Here is an 18,305-nt window from a genome sequence, read left to right on the forward strand (position 1 = left end):
GTGATCGCGCCCCGAAACAACGCCGAGTCCTAGCCAAAGAACCAATAGCAGACCGCGACAGCCGCCACAACACCGGCCAACTCTGCCAGCAACGCGCAGGCCACCGCATGCCGCGCTCTCTGGATGCCAACGGCGCCGAAATACACGGCCAGCACGTAGAAGGTGGTTTCGGTGCTGCCCTGGATGGTGGCGGCCACCAGCGCGGGAAAGCTGTCGACGCCCTGGCTCTTCATGGTCTCGATCAGCATCGCGCGCGCCGCGCTGCCCGAGAAGGGCTTGACCAGCGCGGTGGGCATGGCGTCGACGAAACGAGCGTCGAAGCCGCCGGCGTTCACCAGCCAGCGCAGGCCGTTCAACGCGAAGTCGAGCGCGCCCGAAGCGCGCAGTACGCCGACCGCGCACAGCATCGCGACGAGGTACGGCAGCAGGTTCTTCGCGATGTCGAAGCCTTCCTTCGCGCCTTCGATGAAACACTCGTACACCTTGATGCGGCGTATCGCCCCGGCCAGCAGGAACACGACGATCACGCCGAATAGCGTGAGGTTGCCCAGCAGCGAAGACAGCGATGCAATGGCCGCCGCCGACAGCGTGCCCAGCAGCGCCATGAAGCCGCCCAGCAGCAGCGCGCCCGGCAGCAGGTAGGCCAGCACCACCGGGTCCCAGAGCCGCAGCCGCTGCGCCACCGCCACCGAGAGCAGCCCGACCAGCGTGGAGGCGCTGGTGGCCAGCAGGATCGGCAGGAACACCAGCGTCGGGTCGCCCGCGCCCTGTTGTGCGCGGTACATGAAGATGGTGACCGGCAGCAAGGTCAGCGACGAGGCATTAAGTACCAGGAAGAGGATCTGCGCGTTGGTGGCCGTCACCGGGTCGGGGTTCAGCCGCTGCAGTTCGCGCATTGCCTTCAGGCCGATGGGCGTGGCGGCGTTGTCCAGCCCCAGCGCGTTGGCCGCAAAGTTCATCGTGATGAGCCCGAGCGCCGGATGCCCCGCCGGCACGCCCGGCATGAGCCGCCGGAACAACGGCCCCAGCAGCCGCGCGAGCCAGCCGACCAGCCCCGCGGCCTCGGCGATGCGCAAAAAGCCCAGCCACAGCGTGAGCGTGCCGAACAGCAGCACCATCACCTCGACCGCCAGCCGCGCCATCGCGAACAGGCTCTCGACCAGCGCCGCGAACACGGTCGGGTCGCCGCCGATGAGCCACCGCCCCAGCGCCGCCAGTGCCGCCACCCCGAAGAAACCAAGCCACAAGCCGTTGAGCACGCTTCTTTTCCTTTTGTTTCGCTTCGATGATAGGGCCGCCATCCGGGCCCGCCGCGAGCTACAGTTCGGGCCATGCGCGCCCTCATCGTCCGTCGTTTTGCCGCCTGCCTGAGCGTCCTGGCGGCCATTTGGCTCACCGGCTGCGTCAGCCTGCCGCCGCCCGAGCCGAAGGCGAACGTCACGGCGTTCACCGACGTGGCGCAGACAGAACTGGGGCAGCTGGCGGCCAAGGGCGCGCCGGGCGATTCCACCGCGCTGTCGGGCTTCCGGCTGCTGCCCGAGGCGGCGTTTGCCTTCGACGCCCGCATCTCGCTCGCGCGGCATGCCGAGAAGTCGCTCGACGTGCAGTACTACCTGGTGCAGCGCGACGACATCGGCCTGCTGTTCCTGCGCGAACTGCGCGAGGCCGCGGCGCGTGGCGTGCGGGTGCGCCTGCTGGTGGACGACCTCTACACCGGCGGCGAGGACGAGCTGTTCGGCACGCTCGCGGCCTTTCCCAACGTAGAGGTGCGGCTGTTCAACCCGCTGCCTTCGCGCGCCAGTTCGCTCGGCACGCGGCTGCTCATGTCGCTGACCGACTTCGGCCGCATCAACCACCGCATGCACAACAAGCTGCTGGTGGCCGACAACAGCTTTGCCGTGTCGGGCGGCCGCAACATCGGTAATGAGTACTTCATGCGCAGCACGGCCGCGAACTTCATCGACATGGACGTGATTTCCAGCGGCCCGGTCGTGCGGCAGATGTCCGAAGGCTTCGACCGCTACTGGAACAGCTCGCACGCATGGCCCATCGAGCGCATCGCGCCGCTGCACGGCATGACGCGCGAGGCGGCGCAGCGGCGCTTCGACGAAATTGCGCGCACGGCCGTGCCCGACGTGCCCATTCGCCCGCGCGACGTGCTCAACAAGTCGCCCGTGGGCGAGCAGCTCATCACCGGCAAGCTCGACCGTTATTGGGCGCCGGCCACGCTGTTCATCGACGACCCCGACAAGATCACGCGCAAGGCCGACGAGGCCTACATCGGCAGCGTGACCGAAGGCGCGCTCAGCGTGATCAACGCCACGCGGCGCGAGGTCGTCATTGCCTCGCCGTACTTCATTCCGGGCCCCAAGGGCCTGGAGGAAATGCGGGCGTGCATCGCCAAGGGCGGGCGCATCACGGTCGTGACCAACTCGCTGGGCGCGACCGACGAGCCGCTGGCCTACGCGGGCTACGAGCGCTACCGCGCCGACATGCTGAAGATCGGCGTCACCATCTTCGAGATCGCGCCCACGCTAAGCGGCAGTTCGGGCCGCTTCGGCGACTTCGGCAAGTCGATCAGCCGGCTGCACGCCAAGCTGGCAATCGTCGACAACGAGCGCTTCTTCGTCGGCTCGATGAACCTCGACCACCGCTCGGCCGCCGTCAACACCGAGATCGGCCTGGTCATCGACAGTCCCGAGCTGGTGCAGGACTACAACAAGCTCATGTCGGGCGAGCGCGTGAACCTCGGCTACCGGCTGCGGCTCGGGCCCAACGGCCGGCGCGTGCAATGGCTGGAGTACGACGACGCCGGCGGCGACATCGTCCACGAGGACGAGCCCGGCGAATTCCTCTGGCTGCGCTTCAAGAACTGGCTGCTGCTGCCCATCGTGGGCGAAGAGCTGCTTTAGCGAAGTAGCTGCCGCTGTCATCTCAGGTGGAGAGTGGGTGCGTTACATTCCTTGAAAGAATGTGAATTTTTGTCACTAACGCATTACCTCCTGGAGACTTCGACCATGACCGTTCCCGTGCCGCGCGAGTCGATTGCGCCGCTTTCCACCAGCCGTCGGCGTGCGCTGACCGGGCTGGCCGCAGCAACCGCCGCCGCGGGCCTGGGTTTTCCGGCGCTTGCGCAGAACCGGCCGGTGCGCATCGGCACCACCTTCGACAACAGCAGCGTCGAGAAGGCCAACGGGCAGGGGCTGTTCCAGGGTTCGAGCGCGTTCTTCAATGCGCTGAACAAGGCGGGCGGCATCAACGGCACCAAGGTCGAGCTCGTGATGGCCGACGACACCTTCAAGCCCGACGTGGCCAAGGCCAACGCGCTGGCCTTCGAGAAAGACAGCTCCGTGCTTGCGCTGCTGCACCCGCTGGGCACGCGCCAGACAGCCGAGGTGATGGACGCTGTGCCCGGCATGGCCGTGGTCGGCCCGATCACCGGCACGATCGCGCTGCGCAAGAAGGCTTCGCCCAACACCTTCTGGGTGCGCGCCAACTACGACCAGGAAGTCGACAAGCTCGTGAGCACCGCCGCCGTGCTGGGCCAGAGCCGCATCGGCCTCGTGCATTCGAACGACCCGCTGGGGCAGTCGGTGCTGGCGGCCTTCAAGAATGCGCTGGCCAAGGCCAAGCTGGAGCCGGCGGTGATCGCGACCACGCCCAACACCACCAGCATGGAAGTGGGCCCCGCCGCCGAAGCGATCGCCAAGGCCAAGCCGCAGGTGGTGGTGGTCGGGCTGGCCGGCACGGCGCCGGTGTTCCTGAAGGCACTGCGCGAGGCGGGCAACAGCAGCTCGGCCTATGGCCTGTCGATCACGGCCAGCGCGCTGTCGGCCATGGGCGACCTGGCCAAGGGCCTGGGCTTCGTGATCGTGGTGCCGTCGCCGTACTCGACCAAGTTCGAGATCGTGCGCCGCTATCAGGCCGACATGGTGGCCAACGGCGTCAAGGACTTCTCGCTCACGAGCCTGGAGGGCTATCTGAACGCCGCAGTGCTGGCTGAAGGCATGCGCCGTGCCGGTGGTTCGCTCACGCGTGCGTCGGTGATGTCGGGGCTGGCGAGCATCGAGAACTTCGACCTGGGCGGGGTGAAGATCAACTACGGTCGGACCAACCGCGAAGGCGGGCAGTTCGTGGACGTGGCCGTCATCGGCAGCCGCGGGCAGATGCTGAGCTGAACGCCGTCAGGCTTGCTCGGCGATTCCCACGCCGAGCAAGCCTTCGAGCAGATTCCTGTCTGCCGCGAGTTCCGCGCTCGGCCCCGCATGCACCACGGTGCCGCGCTCCAGCACGATCGCCTTGTGCGTCATCTCCAACGCGAGCACCGGATGCTGCTCGACCACGATCGACGCCAGTCCTTCCGACTCGCACAGCCGGCGGATCGCTGCAGCCAGCTCTTCCACGATGATCGGCGCGAGGCCTTCCATCGGCTCGTCGAGCAGCAGCAGCTTGGGGTTGGTCATCAGCGCGCGGCCGATGGCGAGCATCTGCTGTTCGCCGCCGGAGAGCTGGTTGCCGTAGTTGCCGCGCCGCTCGCGCAGGCGCGGGAAGAAGTCGTAGACGCGCTTCAGGTTCCAGCCGCCGAGCCGCGATATCACAGTGAGGTTTTCTTCGACGGTGAGCGAAGGGAACACCTCGCGCTCCTGTGGCACCCAGCCCAGCCCCGCGCGCACGCGCTGGTGCGACGGCCAGCGTGTGATGTCGGCGCCTTGCCAGCGGATTGAGCCCTGCATCACGCGGGTGTTGCCCATCAGCGTTTCGAGCAGCGTGGTCTTGCCCACGCCGTTGCGCCCGAGGATGGCGAGGCTCTCGCCTTGCGGCAGCGAAAAGTCGAGCCGGTCGAGCACGACCGCGTTGCCGTAGCCGGCGGTGACCTGGTCGAAGGCGAGTGCTTCAGGCATGGTGGTGATGGCGGGGTGAACTTCCGAGATAGACCTCGCGTACGCGCGGGTCGGCGCCGATTTCCGAAGGCGTGCCCTCGGTCAGGATGCGTCCGCCCACCAGCACCGAGATGCGGCGCGAGAAGCGGAAGACGAGCTTCATGTCGTGCTCGATGAACAGCACGCTGATGTCGGGCGGCAGCGCAGCGATGGCCTCGAACAGCTCGCCGCTCTCGTCCTCCGGCACGCCGGCAGCGGGTTCGTCGAGCAGCAGGATGCGGGGCTTGGCCGCGAGTGCGAGCGCGATCTCCAGCAGCCGCTGCTTGCCATAGGCCAGCTCGGCCACGGGCACGTCGGCGAGGCTGTCGAGCCGGAGCGTGCCGAGCAGCGCATGCGCCTCGTCGAACACCGCCGTGCAGCCCTTGAGCGGCCGCCACCACGTGGCGCCCAGCCCTTCGCGCTCGCTGATTGCCAGCACGACCGACAACAGCGGCGTGAGGCTGGGGAACAGCGTGTTGATCTGGAAGGTGCGCGCCAGGCCCATGCGCGCGCGCTTGTCGCCAGGCAGGCGCGTGATGTCGCGATCGCCCATGTGGATGCTGCCGCTGGTGGGCTTGAACACGCCGGTAAGCAGGTTGATGAGCGTGGTCTTGCCCGCGCCGTTGGGGCCGATCAGCGCCTGCCGCGCGCCGGGTTCGAGCGAGAGGTTCACATCGCTCACGGCCTGGAAGGTGCCGAAGCGGATGCCCAGGCCGTGTGTGCGCAGCGTGTGCGTGGTGGTGGAACTCATCGCGCCTTCCCTATGCGAACGAAACGCGAGAGCGCACCCATGATGCCGCCGCGGCCCAGCATGACGGCCGCAATAAGGAAGATGCCGAGCCAGAACATCCAGTACTGCGGGTTCATGTCCGCGAACCAGTCGTGCACCAGCATGTAGACGATGGCGCCGATCATTCCGCCGTACAGCCGCCCGGTGCCGCCGAGCACCAGGATGATGAGCACCTCGGCCGAGCGGTTGAAGCCGATCGACTCGATGCCGACGAACTGCGTGATCTGCGCCAGCAGCGCGCCCGCCACGCCGGCCACCGCGGCCGAGAAGGCGTATGCCATGCGCAGCCGCGCCTCCACCGGCGAGCCGATGGCCGTCATGCGCTTGCGGCTGTCGTGAATGCCGCGCAGCGCCAGGCCGAAGGGCGAGCGCAGCACGAGCCGCACGAGCAGGAACATCGCGAGCACCACGCCGAAGGCATAGCCGAATGCGGTCTTGCCGTAGAGGTCGAAGTCGAAGAGGCCGAGCACCGGCGCGATGACCACGCCTTGTAGCCCATCGGTGCCGCCGGTGATGCCCGAGAGCCGGTTGGCCAACTCGTACAGCAGCACGCACACGCCGATGGTGATCATCAGCCGCGTGAGGTCGGCGCCGCGCACCACGAGGTAGCTCAATACATAGCCGAGCACGCCGCACACTGCGAGCGCGAACACGAGGCCGCTGAAGGGCTCGCTCCAGCCGTACTTGGCCAGCAATCCGGCCGCGTAGGCGCCCGCGCCGAAGAAGGCCGCGTGGCCCACGGTGAGGATGCCCGCGTAGCCCAGCGCCATGTCGAGCGACACGGCGAACAGGCCGAAGATCATGATCTGGCTCATCAGCGTGAGCTTGTCGGGCAGCAGGAAGAAGCTCGATGCGAGTGCCAGCCAGAAAGCGATTTCGGCGATGCGCAGGTGCGCGGGAGAAAGATGCAGGGCTTTCATGCGAGCCCCTTCTTCGCAACGATGCCGTTCGGCCGCACCAGCAGCATGACGATCATGAAAACGTAGATGAGAAAGGCGCCCGCTTCCGGCAGGTAGTACTTGCCCGCCACGTCGACGATGCCCACCAGCAGAGCCGCAATGAAGGGCCCGGTGACGGTGCCCGCACCGCCCACGCACACCACCATCAGGAAGTAGACGAGGTACTTGAGCGGGAACGACGGCTCCAGCCCCAGCATGCCCAGGCTCAATGCACCGCCGAGCCCCGCGAGGCCGCAACCGAGAGAGAAGGTCAGGAAGAACAGCCGCTGCACGTTGATGCCGGTGCCGCCCGCCACGCGCTGGTTGTCGACCGCCGCGCGCACCATCGCGCCGTAGCGCGTCTTGCCCAGGCCCAGCAGCAGCGCGGCCAGCACGGCCACGCCGCAGACGATCAGGAACAGGCGGTAGCGGCCCACTTCGAGGCCCAGCAGAGACATCTGCCCGTCGAGCGCCGGCGGCAGCGTGAAGGGCTGCATCGTCGGGCCGAAGAAATACGTGAAGGCGGCGATCGACACGAACACCACGCCGATCGACAGCAGCACCTGGTCGAGCGGATGCGCGCGGTACAGCCGACGGTAGAACACGAACTCCAGCACCGCACCCGCAACGGCAGCCGCCGCGAAGGCCGCCGCCAGCGAGAGGCCGAAGCCCAGGCCGAAGTGGTTCATCAGCACGCTCGCGGCGTAGCCGCCCACCATCGCGAAACTGCCGTGCGCGAGGTTGACGAAATTCATGAGCCCCATCGTGATGGACAAGCCCACGCCGATGAGAAACAGGAGCATGCCGTAGGCCACTCCATCGAAGATCACGATGCCCATGAATTTCCTGCTGGCTGACGAACTGGCTGGCTTACTTGGCTGCGGCTTCCTTGGCCGGGTCCTTCACGCGGTCGAACTTGTCGAACTCGACGTTCACCAGCTGGCCGTTCACGCGCTCGGTCTTGCGGATGTAGACGGTCTGCACGATGTCGCGCGTGGCGGGGTCGATCTCGATGGGGCCGCGCGGGCTCTCGAAGCTCAGGCCCTTCAACGCCTCCATGAACTTGTCGCCGCTGGCGTCGCCCTTGGTCTTGGCCAGTGCGAGGTCGATGGCGGCCATGGCGTCGTAGGCGGTCACGGCGAAGTAGCTCGGGCGCAGCTTGGCGCCGTTGTCGGCGGCGAAGTCTTTCACGAACTTCTGGTTTTTGGGCGAGGGGTGCGCGAACGAGTAGTGGTGGCTGGTGACCAGGCCCAGCGCCACGTCGCCGGTGGCGTCGAGGTAGCTGTCGTCGGTGGCTTCACCCGTGGCGTAGAGCTTGATGCCGGCCTGCTCCATGCCGCGCTCCTTCCACACCTTCAGGAAGGCCGGCGGCATCACGCCCGAGGGGAAGAAGAAGAACACGGCCTGGGGCTTGGCGTCCTTGATGCGCTGCACGTAGGCGGAGAAGTCGGGGTTGTTCATCGGCGTGCGCACTTCGCCCGAGACCTTGCCGCCGCCGGCGGTGAAGGTTTTCTTGAACGCGGTTTCGGCATCGACGCCCGAGGCGTAGTCGGCGACCACGGTGTAGGCGTCCTTGATGCCTTCCTTGAGCATGTAGCGCGCCATCGGGTCCGTTACCTGCTGCACGGTGAACGACAGGCGCGCCACGTAGGGCGAGCTGGTGGTGATGGCCGACGATGCCGCGTTCATCACGATCGTCGGAATCTTCGCCTGCGTGGCGATGGCGCCCACGGCGTACGCGTTGGGGCTGAAGTCCAGGCCGGTGAGCACGTTCACCTTGTCGCGCACGATGAGCTCCTGCGCGATGCGCTTGGCGGCGTCGGGCGCGGGGCCTGCGGTGTCCTTCTTGATGATCTCGACCGTGCGGCCGCCCACCTTGCCGCCGTGCTCCTTCAGGTAGAGCGCGATGCCGGCGTCGAACTGGCGGCCGTAGTCGGCGTACGGGCCCGAGTAGGTGGCGATGAGGCCGATGCGCAGCGGCTCGTCGGCGGCGTGCGCCGTGGCGCCCAGCAGGCCGAGGCTGGCGAGCAGCAGGGTCGAGAGGATGGTTCTCTTGGTCATCGTTGGGTTCACGGGAAAACGCCTTTCAGGTGGAGTGGATGCGCCACGTCGGGCGCCGCTGTCATGTAACCGAATATGCAAACAAAGCGGGCGATGATGCCCGAGCCGTCCTTCAAATCTGGGTATCGGGCACGCGGACCCTGAGGCCATCGAAGGCTGCGGTCACGCTGAGCTGGCAGCTCAGGCGCGAGCCGGACCTGCGCTCGGACGCGACGGCGTCGAGCAGCGCGCTCTCCATGTCGTCGGGCGGCGGCAGCAGGTCGATGAAGGCGTCGTCCACGTAGACGTGGCAGGTGGCGCAGGAACAGCAGCCGCCGCACTCGGCGTCGATGCCGCGCACGTTGCCGCGGATGGCGGTCTCCATCACGCTGGCGCCGACCTTGGCGTCGACTTCGCGGGAGGTGCCGTCCTTGAGGATGTAGTGGATCGTGGGCATGGTTTCAGAACATGTCGAAGTACTCGCGGTGTTCCCACTCCGAGACTTCGAGGTTGAAGCGGGCGATTTCCGCTTCCTTGATGTGGCAGAGGTAGTCGATGAAGACTTTGCTCATCTGCGTGTTGAGCATCTCGTCCTTGCGCAGGCAGGCGAGGGCGTCGCTCAGGGAGCGAGGCAACTGCTCCGCCGGTGTTTCGTACGGCGCATCTGCCGAAGGACCAGGGTCGGTCTTGTTGCGGATGCCGTCGAGCCCCGAGAACAGTTGCGACGCGAGGTACAGGTACGGGTTGGCCGTCGGCTCGCCCACGCGGTTCTCGATGCGCGAGGCGCTCTGGCCCACGCCGCCGAGCACGCGCAGCATCGCGCCGCGGTTGTCCTTGGCCCAGATCGCCCGGTCGGGCGCGAGAGAGAAGGGGCGGTAGCGGCGGTAGCCGTTGATGGTGGGGCTCGCCAGCGCCGCGGCGCCGCAGGCATGCGCCTTGAGTCCGCCGAGGTAATGCATGCCGATCTCGCTGAGGGTCTGGCCTTCGGCCTCGGGCATGAAGGCGTTGACGCCGTCGCTCTTGCGGCGCAGCGACTGGTGCAGGTGCCAGCCGCTGGACATCACGTTCGGAATCTTCGGGCGGCACATGAAAGTGGCGTGCAGCCCGGCGCGCTGGCAGATCTGCTTGATGGCGCTGCGCAGCAGCACCATGGTGTCGGCCGGCATCACGCCGGCGGTGGGGCCGAAGGTCAGCTCGAACTGGCTCGGGCCGAATTCGATTTCGAGCGATCGCAGCGGCAGGCCGAGCGCGATGAGGTTCGAGCGCAGCAGTTCCATCAGCCCGTCGACGCGGTCGTAGCGCAACTCGGTGAGGTACTGGTGGCCGTGCGACAGCAGCGACACGCGCGGCGGTTCGCCGGGCTGGCCCGAATCGGCCAGGCCCATGCGGGCGTCGTCGAGCTTGAAGACGTGGAACTCCACCTCGAGGCCGGCGATGAAGTCCAGCCCCAACTCGTCGAGCTGGCGCACCGCGCGCTGCAGGATCTGGCGCGTGGCAAAGGGGCAGGGCTTGCCGTCGGCCATGTAGGCATCGCACATCACCCAGCCGGTGCGCGGCGACCACGGCAGCACCTTGAAGGTGGCGGGGTCGGCCACGATGGTGAAGTCGGCGCCGCCCTGCAGGCCCTCGATGGCGAAGCCGCCGCCTTGCGTGAACACCGGGAACACGGTCTTGTGCGAGGTGTCCTTGGCGAGCAGCGTGGAGGTGAGGTTCACGCCTTCCCATAGGGCAGAGCGCGCCTCGGTGGCGACGAGCGTCTTGCCGCGCAGGATGCCGTGCTGGTCGGGCCAGGCGAAGCGCACGAGGTCGACCTCGCCGCTATCGATGCGGCGCACCAGCTCCCTGGCCTGCGCATGCTGGTCGTCGGACCAGAGGCCGAAGCGGTCGACGAATGTGTGGCTGCTGCTCATGGCGTGCGTGCTCAGGCGGCGAGCCGTGCGGAGGCCCAGTCGGACTTCAGGCGGCGCGCGCGGTCGGCGTCCTGCCAGTAGGCCTCGGTGGCTGCCTCGTCGCTGACGTTGCGGCCGATGCCGTCGATGGAGGGCGGGCCGGTCATTGCGCTGGCCTGTGCGGCGTCGATGAGCATTGGCGCGCTCTCGCCGGCCAGCGTGGCTTCGATGGCCTTCACCAGCACGCGGCGGTAGGCAATGATGCCCTTGTCGGTGCTGCCCAGATGCTCGCGCGTGCGGTCCTGGATGGCGCCTTGCGACTCCACCGCCCACTGGTCGTGCACGTTGATGTCGTCGCCCATGCCGGTGTAGGTTTCGGTCAGCTGCTCTTCGATGCTGTAGCCGTAGTTGTTGCGCTTGTTCTTGCGCGAGGTGTAGTCGGGCAGCTCGTAGAGCTTCAGGCGCTGGTCGCGCATCTGCTGCTTGTCGACCGGGCCGGTGAAGCTGGTGAAGATGGCGTACCAGTAGCAGTGCGTGTCGTCCACCGGCACGTGCCATTGCGAGATGGTCATCTCCGCGCTCATCGGGATCACGAAAGCCTGCGGGAACACCACGTTGGTCACGCGCACGTGGGTGGTGTCTTCGGACAGCTTGCGCAGCGCCTTCAGGCGGAAACCGTAGTCGGTGGGCTCCACGCTGATGTCGGGACGGTCGTACTCGCGCAGCACCTTGGTGATGGGCATGTCGGAGTCGGCCGACGCGCCGCGGAACTGTTTGCCGTAGCTCCCGGAGGTGTCTTCGTCCTCGAAGAAGCGGTGCAGGTACGAGGCGTGTGCCGGGTCGATGCCCACTTCGAGCGCCTGCAGCCAGTTGCATTCGAACAGGCCCTTGAACGCGAAGGTGTGGCTGTCGGGCGCGACGAAGCAGTCGAACTCGGGGAAGGCGGGCGGCTCGCCCTCGCCGATGAACGCGAAGACGACGCCGCTTTTTTCGACCACCGGATAGGCCGACTGCTTGATGCGGCTGCACAGCTTGCTGGTGGCGGGCTCGGCCGGGGTTTCGAGGCAATTGCCCTTGGCGTCGAACAGCCAGCCGTGGAAGGCGCAGCGCAGGCCGCCGTTTTCGAGCCGGCCGAAGGCGAGGTCGGCGCCTCGGTGCGGGCAGTCGCGGTCGAGCATGCCGAGCTGGCCGTTCTCGTCACGGAACAGGACGAAGTCCTGCCCCATGAGCTTCACGGGCTTGACCGGGCGCGGGCCCGCAAGTTCGTCGGCCAGGGCCACCGGCTGCCAGTAGCGGCGCAGCAGCTTGCCGGCGGGCGCGCCGGGTCCGACGCGGGTGATGAAATCGTTCTGCTCTGCGCTGATCATCGTGCGGGCTCCATCGTGGGGACTGTGGAAAGAGGCTTGCAGCTATTGCATGCAACTGTATGCATTGTCTTGGTGATCCTCGATCCGGGTCAAACTTTCATCTGCGATTTCGCCCCGATTTGGAGCTCGAAGAGGCAAAAATCAGGGTAAACGCTGAGCTGCTCGTTAGTTTTTGACACTTGTTGTGACGCAATGCATGCAACAACCGAGCCAAGCTAAATATGCTGCGTGCAGTGTCGGGCTCGTCTCCTAGAATCCGCCGATGGACTCCCAACAATCCCGCGTGCTCGTGCAACTGCGCGACATGATCCTCAAGGGCGAATTCGTGCCCGGAGAGCGGCTGGCCGAGATCCCGCTCGCCGAGAAGCTCGAAGCCTCGCGCACCCCGGTGCGGCTCGCGCTGGCCAGCCTGGAGCACGAAGGGCTGATCGAGCAATCGCCCAGCGGCGGCTACCAGATGCGCCGCTTCACCTCGCAGGAAGTGGCCGACGCCATCCGCGTGCGCGGCGTGATCGAAGGCTTCGCCGCGCGCCTGTTGGCCGAAGACGGTGCATCGCGCCAGCTGCTGCGCGACCTGAAAGAGTGCCTGGAAGACGGCGACCGCGCCGTGAACAAGCCCAGCATGGAGATCGACGACTACGCGGCCTACGTCGAGATGAACGACCGCTTCCACAAGCTGATCGTCGAAGGCTGCGGCAATCTCGCGCTCAAGCGGGTGATGGACATGCTGGGCGGCCAGCCTTTTGCCGCTCCGAGCGCGATGCTGCCGATGCAGTCGTCGATGGAAGAGGGCCAGCAATGGATGCGGCAGGCGCACCGCACGCACCACGCGATCGTGCAGGCCATCGAGCGCGGGCAAGGCTCGCGGGCGCAGGCGCTGGGCGAGGAGCATGTCGAGATCGCGCGCATGAACCTCGACTACGCGCTCGAGCGCCCGGAACTGGCGGCCGAGCTGATGCCGGGCATCCGCCTGGTGTCCAAGGGCAGGGGCGCCTGAGATCGGGCAAACCGGCGCGTCTGTATAAGACTGGCTGGTATTTCGGCATCCACGCCGTCTGCCCAGCGACGGGCGAGACTAGAATTTCCGGCATGAGTGCCACCGCCCCCGCCAAGACCTCGTTCAAGGAACAGATGCTGCAGGCCCGCGAGGAGGCCATCGTGCAGACCGCGAACCGCCTGCTCGCCGAGAAGGGCTTCGAATCGATGACGGTCGACGAGGTGGCCGCAACGGTCGGCATCGCCAAGGCCAGCCTCTACAAGCACTTTCCCAGCAAGGAAGACCTGGCGGCCGCCGCGATGGTGCGCATCATGCAGCGCACCCTGGATTTCCTTGCCGCGGTGCCGGCCGAGAACAAGCCCGTCGACAAGCTGCGCGCCGTGGTGCGCTGGGCCATGCAGATGCAGCTGGCCGGCGAGATGCCTTCGCTGCCGCACCAGAACTCGAGCCTGCGCGCCGCGCTGATGAACAACCGGGGATATCTCGACCGCCTGGTCACCATCAGCGACCAGCTCGGCGGCTGGATCCAGGCGGCGCAGGCCGACGGCTCGCTCAACCCGAAGCTGCCGGCGATTGCCGTGCTCTACACGTTGTTCGCACGCGCCTGCGATCCGGTGCTCGGTTTCCTGAAGGCCGGCGGGCTGCAGACAGACGAGCAGATCGTCGAGCTTGTGCTCGCAACCTGCTTCGACGGCCTGGCCGCGCGCTAGCTGCTGAGCGCGCGCCGCGGCGTCACCACGGCTTCGACCGCTGCGCCCACCGCGAGCAGCCGGTGATCGGTGTTGCCGATGCTGGCCACCATCAGCCCGACCGGCGCCGTGCCCGCGTCGTGGCAGGGCACCGAGAGCGCGCAGCCGTCGAACAGGTTCACCACCGAGGGGTTGCGCAGCATGCGGCCGTTGATGCGGTAGTAGGTGTCGTCGTCCTTCAGAACCTCGGCGATCGGCGGAGCGATATCGGGCGTGGTGGGCATCAGCATCGCGTCGTAGCCCACGGCGGCCGTGTTGATCGAACGGATGAACTGGCGGCGCAGCGCCTGCAGCTGCAGATAGTCAGGCGCGGTGATGGTTTCGCCGGTCTTGATGCGGGCCAGCACGCGCGGGTCGTACTTGGCGGCACCTGTCTTGATGAAGTCGCGGTGCCAGGTGAAGGCTTCGGCGGCGGTGATCATGCCGCGCGGGTTGATGGTCGGCGCCTTCGCGAACTCGGTCATCGGCAGTTCGGTGACTGTCGCGCCGGCGGCGGAGAGCTTGGCCAGCGCCGACGCGAATGCCGCGGCCACGGGCGGCGACAGATCGTCCTGGAAGAAGGTCTTGGGCACCGCGAAGCGCAGGCCGCGCAGCGGCAGCACACGCAGCGGGCGCTGCAGTTCGGCGGCCAGCACGGCGTCGAGCAGGGCGCAGTCTTCTACCGTCCATGCCATCGGCCCGGCCGAATCGAAGGAGGTCTACAGCGGCATCACGCCGTCGAGCGGAATGCGCCGCTGCGTCGGCTTGAAGCCCACCAGCCCGTTGAGCGCCGCCGGGATGCGCAGCGATCCGCCGGTGTCCGTGCCGATGGCGCCGGCCGCCATGCCGTCGGTCACCGAGATCGCGCCGCCCGAGGTCGAGCCGCCCGGGATGCGGCCTGTTGCGCGGTCGTAGATATTTTTCGGCGTGCCGTAGTGCGGGTTGACGCCCAGGCCGGTGTAGGCGAACTCGACCGTGTTGGTGCGCCCGATGATGATCGCGCCGGCGCGTCGCAGCCGCTCGACCACAAGGGCATCGCGCGCCGCCGGCGGCTGGCCGGCCAGCACCATCGAGCCGCCGAGCGTGGTGATGCCGGCTTCGTCGAACAGGTCCTTCAGGGAGATCGGGATGCCGGCGATCGGCGAGGCGGCCGGGCGGCCGCTCTTGCGCTCGGCGTCGAGCCGTGCGGCGGTGGCGCGGGCCGAATCGGCGTGCACGCGGATGAAGGTGCGCGCGCCTTCGCCCGCGGGGTTCTGGATGGCGGCCAGTGCTTCTTCTACTAGTTGGCTGCTGCTGAGGGTGCCGGCGGCGAGGCGGCGCGACATTTCGGCTATCGACAGCTGGCCCATGGCCCTGCCGGCGGTTTCGTTCGGTCCCTGGGCGAAGGCCCGGGGCCACAAGGAGAGCAGTCCAGTGGCCGCGGCGGCGCCGGCGGTCTGCTGCAGGAAGTTGCGTCGTTGTTGTTGCTGTTGCGTCATGGCGCTCTCCTCCATCGGTGAGATGGGCTCGGCCAGTCTACACAGCCGTGGTGGCGAACGCGTTGCTGGCCGTTACCGTCTGCGCGACGGTGCGGCCGGTCAGCGCACGTCGATAAGCAACTGGGGCTTGTAGCCTTCCTGTTCGCCGTTGCGTGCGTAGCCCAGCGGGTTGGCCACCACGCGGCAGCCGTTCTTCACATAGTCGGACGGACAGTGCAGGTGGCCGTGCAGCCACAGCTTCGCATGGGGCAGCAACTCGTCGAGCGCATTGCAGAAGCCGGCCGTGCCGGGTGTCAGGCCGTAACGCGGGTCAGCACTTTCGAGGCTCGGCGCAAAGTGGGTGATGGCCACCGTGGTGCCGTCGAAAGGTTCGGCCAGCGCCTGGGTGAGCCAGGTCTGGCAGGCCAGCGCCTGGTCGCGCAACTGTGCGGCGAGAAAGAGTTCGCCGTTACGCATGGTGGCTGCTTTTTCAAGATAGAAATCGGCCGAGCGCATGGCCTTGCCACGTTTCTTGAGCGCCTCGGCCAGGCTGTCGGTGGGTTCGGCCAGTGCGTCGAAGTCGGCCCACAGCGTGGTGCCCACGAAGCGGATGCCGTTGATTACCCGGGTTTCGCGCTCCAGCCAGAGGATGTCGAGTTCTTCGCAGAGCGTGCGCAGGCGGTCGTGGGTCTCGTCGAAGTCGACGTTGTCGTATTCGTGGTTGCCCGGCACGTAGACAACCGGCACCGGCCAGCCGTTGCGAGGCGAAAAGCGGCCCAGGCCGAAATCGGTATCGGTCAGGCGGGAGCCTTGTTGGTAGGAGCCGATGTCGCCCGCCAGGATCAGCATGTCGGCGCCCGGCACGGGCTCGGCATGGAAGCGGGGATGGGACTCCAGATGCAGGTCGGAGAGCAGTTGCAGCTTCATCGTCGGGCCAGTCTAGGTGAATTGCCCCATGCGTGAAGTGCATAAGGTTTGTCTTGATTAACTAGGGATAACCCTTATTCTTGAAACATCAACCACTCCAGCGCAGCCACGAGCCGCGCACCGTCATGTTCAGCCTCATTGCCCAAGTGGCCCGTTTCTTCCGTTCTTCCAGCGCCAATGCTCCGGCCAGCCACGCCGCAGCGCTGATGGAAAGCGCCGACATGCGCGCCGGCCGCGGAGCCCACCACGCGCAGGAACTGCGCGCCGCAGCCAGCGCCTGGCTCAGCGTCGTTCGCTAAGCGAACCCGGTCAGCCGGGCACTTTCTGCCCGAGGACCGATCCGGCGAAAGCCGCGGCTGCCGAGCGCAACAGCGCATTGCGCAGCCACTCGTGCGAATGCCCATGCTGGGCGCGCCGATGCCAGATGGCATCCACGTGCACCGGCGGCTGGTCGAAGGGCAGGTCGCGCAGCACCAATTGATCGTCGATGCCGGTCACCGTCACGAAGTGACGGGGCAGCACGGTCAGCAGGTCTGAATTGGCGACCACCCGGCCGGCCGTGAAGAACTGGTTCACCGTCACCACGATGCGCCGCTCGCGCCCCAAGGCGCCCAGCGTCTGGTCGATGAAGCCGTAGGGCCTCCCCGAAAAACTCACCAGCAGGTGCCGCGCGGCACAGTAGTCGTCGAGCGTGAGGGGCGCGCTCGCCAGCGGATGGCCGCGCCGCATCACGCATACATACTGACCCAGGTAGAGCCGCTGGGTCTCGAACGGCACCCCCACCCCAGATTGCCCGCGCGCCGCGAGGCTGGCGATCACCGCCGGGAAATAGCCGACGGCCATGTCGACTTCTTCCAACTCCAGCATGCGGCGCGGATCGCGTGTGGTCAGCGGCAGCACGCGCAACGAAATGGCGGGCGCTTCCTTTTCGGCGATCTGCACCAGGCCAGGGATGAGTTCGGCTGCGGTGGCGTCGGCCATCGCTAATAGGAAGGTGGTGTCGGCGGTGCCTGCATCGAACTCGCCGGGAGCCAGTGTGTGCTGCAGCTGGCGCAGGGCATCGCGCACGGTCGGCCAGAGGGCAAGCGCCCGTGGCGTGGGCTCCACGCCGGCGCCGGAGCGGCGCACCAGCTCGTCCCCCAGTACTTCACGTAAGCGCCGCAGCGCATTGCTTACCGCCGGTTGCGTGATCGAGAGATTGCGGGCGGCGCGCGTGAGGTTGCGCTCCGCCATCACCTCGTCGAAGACGCGAAGCAGGTTGAGGTCGAGTGTGCGAAAGTTGACATCCATCAGTCTTGTGAATGATAAACATCAGAAAGATAAAGTGGACGAACACTGGGGTAATCCCTAATATCACTGCATCGGCCTTGTTCGCCACCACTGATTACCACTGTCCCAGGAGGGATGCATCATGACTAGTTTCGTTCACGTTGACCAACCTACTGTCCACCCCGGCGTGCGTCGCGCCGAAGTCCTGTTCGGCCAGATCCAGGCCGCCCGCGCCGGTGCCAATGGCGCCCGTCCGCTCGTTGCCCTGCTGATCGTCGCCATTGCGGCGGCCGTGCTGGTGGTGACTGACTCGCTCGTTTCCAACTGGAACGAAGGCGGTCTGCTCGCTGCCTGGACTGTGTTCTGCGTCGCAGCCATCGCCTTGTTCGCGCTGTTCGCAGGCTCGGTGCGCCAAAGCAGCATCGCCGGTGCCTGGCGCGCTGCAGCCGAACGCCGTGCCGCTGCCCGCGCCGACGCCCGCTTCCTGGAAACCGCCAAGAGCGACCCGCGCGTGATGCAAGAGCTGCAGGCTGCGATGTGGCGCCAGCAATCGGAAGGCACGGTGCCTGCCGCTGAGGCTGCCAAGATCGACGCGCTGGCCCGCATGAGCACCCGTTCGCAGGAAGTGCGCATGCCCACGCTCTATGAAGCGATGCGCCGCATGAACAGCTCGCGCTATTACTAAGTAGCAACTTGCTGTATGTAAGAAAGCCGCCCTCGGGCGGCTTTCTTTATGGGGGAGCGTAGTCTTCGAGGAGGTGCCTCGGAACTTGGGCGAAAAAAGTTCTTGGAGGTTGATGGCACCTCCAAATCTGTCATATACTCGTGGGCTTCGCTGATGAATGCCACTGGTGTTTGAGGCAGTTGATGCTTCTTCTGGGGCGTTGATTGTTGGCGGTGAAGAAAGTCTTCGAAAGTTGACGCAGTTTGAAAAAACGGTGCATAATCGAAGGCTTCGCTGAAACGGCTTCAGCGGCTTGCGAC

At 66.6% G+C, this 18,305-nt stretch carries 17 protein-coding genes and 1 pseudogene; 6 read left to right on the forward strand and 12 right to left on the reverse strand.

The window, feature by feature from the left end:
* Positions 1-29: 29 nt before the first annotated feature.
* A complete protein-coding gene (locus ACZYSP_RS21190) occupies positions 30-1,259 on the reverse strand; it encodes a nucleoside recognition domain-containing protein (protein WP_093057005.1) in 1,230 nt (409 codons plus the stop codon).
* A 72-nt stretch (positions 1,260-1,331) separates the two neighbouring features.
* Here ACZYSP_RS21190 and ACZYSP_RS21195 point away from each other — a divergent pair, with 72 nt between their 5' ends.
* Complete coding sequence (locus ACZYSP_RS21195) at positions 1,332-2,912, forward strand: phospholipase D family protein (RefSeq protein WP_093174866.1); 1,581 nt, start codon at positions 1,332-1,334, stop codon at positions 2,910-2,912.
* A 105-nt stretch (positions 2,913-3,017) separates the two neighbouring features.
* On the forward strand, positions 3,018-4,178 hold the full coding sequence (locus tag ACZYSP_RS21200) for an ABC transporter substrate-binding protein (protein WP_093057003.1): 1,161 nt from the start codon (positions 3,018-3,020) through the stop codon (positions 4,176-4,178).
* 6 nt (positions 4,179-4,184) lie between these two features.
* Here ACZYSP_RS21200 and ACZYSP_RS21205 read toward each other — a convergent pair whose 3' ends face one another.
* From ACZYSP_RS21205 to ACZYSP_RS21240, 8 genes are all read right to left on the reverse strand, one after another.
* The gene (locus tag ACZYSP_RS21205) at positions 4,185-4,901 is read right to left on the reverse strand and encodes an ABC transporter ATP-binding protein (protein ID WP_093057002.1); all 717 of its coding nucleotides are present in this window, start codon (positions 4,899-4,901) and stop codon (positions 4,185-4,187) included.
* Positions 4,894-5,670 carry an ABC transporter ATP-binding protein gene (locus tag ACZYSP_RS21210; protein WP_489016364.1) on the reverse strand — a complete coding sequence of 259 codons (777 nt, stop codon included), beginning with the start codon at positions 5,668-5,670 and terminating at the stop codon, positions 4,894-4,896. Before ACZYSP_RS21210 ends, ACZYSP_RS21205 begins: the two co-directional genes overlap by 8 nt.
* The gene (locus ACZYSP_RS21215) at positions 5,667-6,629 is read right to left on the reverse strand and encodes a branched-chain amino acid ABC transporter permease (protein ID WP_489016366.1); all 963 of its coding nucleotides are present in this window, start codon (positions 6,627-6,629) and stop codon (positions 5,667-5,669) included. The genes ACZYSP_RS21210 and ACZYSP_RS21215 overlap by 4 nt, the downstream gene beginning before the upstream one ends.
* A complete protein-coding gene (locus tag ACZYSP_RS21220; protein WP_093056999.1) occupies positions 6,626-7,486 on the reverse strand; it encodes a branched-chain amino acid ABC transporter permease in 861 nt (286 codons plus the stop codon). The genes ACZYSP_RS21215 and ACZYSP_RS21220 overlap by 4 nt, the downstream gene beginning before the upstream one ends.
* A 31-nt stretch (positions 7,487-7,517) precedes the next feature.
* On the reverse strand, positions 7,518-8,708 hold the full coding sequence (locus ACZYSP_RS21225) for an ABC transporter substrate-binding protein (protein WP_489016369.1): 1,191 nt from the start codon (positions 8,706-8,708) through the stop codon (positions 7,518-7,520).
* 112 nt (positions 8,709-8,820) lie between these two features.
* Positions 8,821-9,144 carry a 2Fe-2S iron-sulfur cluster-binding protein gene (locus tag ACZYSP_RS21230; protein WP_097197466.1) on the reverse strand — a complete coding sequence of 108 codons (324 nt, stop codon included), beginning with the start codon at positions 9,142-9,144 and terminating at the stop codon, positions 8,821-8,823.
* Between the two features lie 4 nt (positions 9,145-9,148).
* Positions 9,149-10,597 carry a glutamine synthetase family protein gene (locus ACZYSP_RS21235; RefSeq protein WP_093174878.1) on the reverse strand — a complete coding sequence of 483 codons (1,449 nt, stop codon included), beginning with the start codon at positions 10,595-10,597 and terminating at the stop codon, positions 9,149-9,151.
* Between the two features lie 11 nt (positions 10,598-10,608).
* Positions 10,609-11,943 (reverse strand): aromatic ring-hydroxylating dioxygenase subunit alpha, encoded by a 1,335-nt coding sequence (locus tag ACZYSP_RS21240; RefSeq protein WP_489016372.1) that lies wholly within the window; start codon positions 11,941-11,943, stop codon positions 10,609-10,611.
* A gap of 262 nt (positions 11,944-12,205) precedes the next feature.
* Between ACZYSP_RS21240 and ACZYSP_RS21245 the strand changes: the two genes are divergently transcribed.
* Complete coding sequence (locus ACZYSP_RS21245) at positions 12,206-12,940, forward strand: GntR family transcriptional regulator (protein ID WP_093056994.1); 735 nt, start codon at positions 12,206-12,208, stop codon at positions 12,938-12,940.
* 92 nt (positions 12,941-13,032) lie between these two features.
* A complete protein-coding gene (locus ACZYSP_RS21250; RefSeq protein ID WP_489016374.1) occupies positions 13,033-13,650 on the forward strand; it encodes a TetR/AcrR family transcriptional regulator in 618 nt (205 codons plus the stop codon).
* Here the strand turns inward: ACZYSP_RS21250 and ACZYSP_RS21255 are convergent.
* Together ACZYSP_RS21255 and ACZYSP_RS21260 are read right to left on the reverse strand one after the other, a co-directional pair.
* Positions 13,647-15,017 (reverse strand): annotated as a pseudogene (locus ACZYSP_RS21255) (amidase). The gene ACZYSP_RS21250 and the pseudogene ACZYSP_RS21255 sit on opposite strands and share 4 nt — an antisense overlap.
* Before the next feature lie 228 nt (positions 15,018-15,245).
* Entirely contained in the window at positions 15,246-16,052 is an 807-nt protein-coding gene (locus ACZYSP_RS21260) for a metallophosphoesterase (protein WP_489016376.1), read from the reverse strand.
* An 80-nt stretch (positions 16,053-16,132) separates the two neighbouring features.
* On the opposite strand from ACZYSP_RS21260, the gene ACZYSP_RS21265 reads away from it, so the two are divergent.
* Positions 16,133-16,351, forward strand: a complete 219-nt coding sequence (locus tag ACZYSP_RS21265) for a hypothetical protein (protein WP_093056991.1) — start codon at positions 16,133-16,135, stop codon at positions 16,349-16,351.
* A 10-nt stretch (positions 16,352-16,361) separates the two neighbouring features.
* On the opposite strand, the gene ACZYSP_RS21270 is transcribed toward ACZYSP_RS21265, so the two are convergent.
* Complete coding sequence (locus ACZYSP_RS21270) at positions 16,362-17,342, reverse strand: LysR family transcriptional regulator (RefSeq protein ID WP_093056990.1); 981 nt, start codon at positions 17,340-17,342, stop codon at positions 16,362-16,364.
* Positions 17,343-17,463: 121 nt separating this feature from the next.
* Between ACZYSP_RS21270 and ACZYSP_RS21275 the strand changes: the two genes are divergently transcribed.
* A complete protein-coding gene (locus ACZYSP_RS21275; protein ID WP_093056989.1) occupies positions 17,464-18,006 on the forward strand; it encodes a hypothetical protein in 543 nt (180 codons plus the stop codon).
* Positions 18,007-18,305 lie beyond the last annotated feature (299 nt).

Source organism: Variovorax sp. F042 (assembly GCF_057814215.1).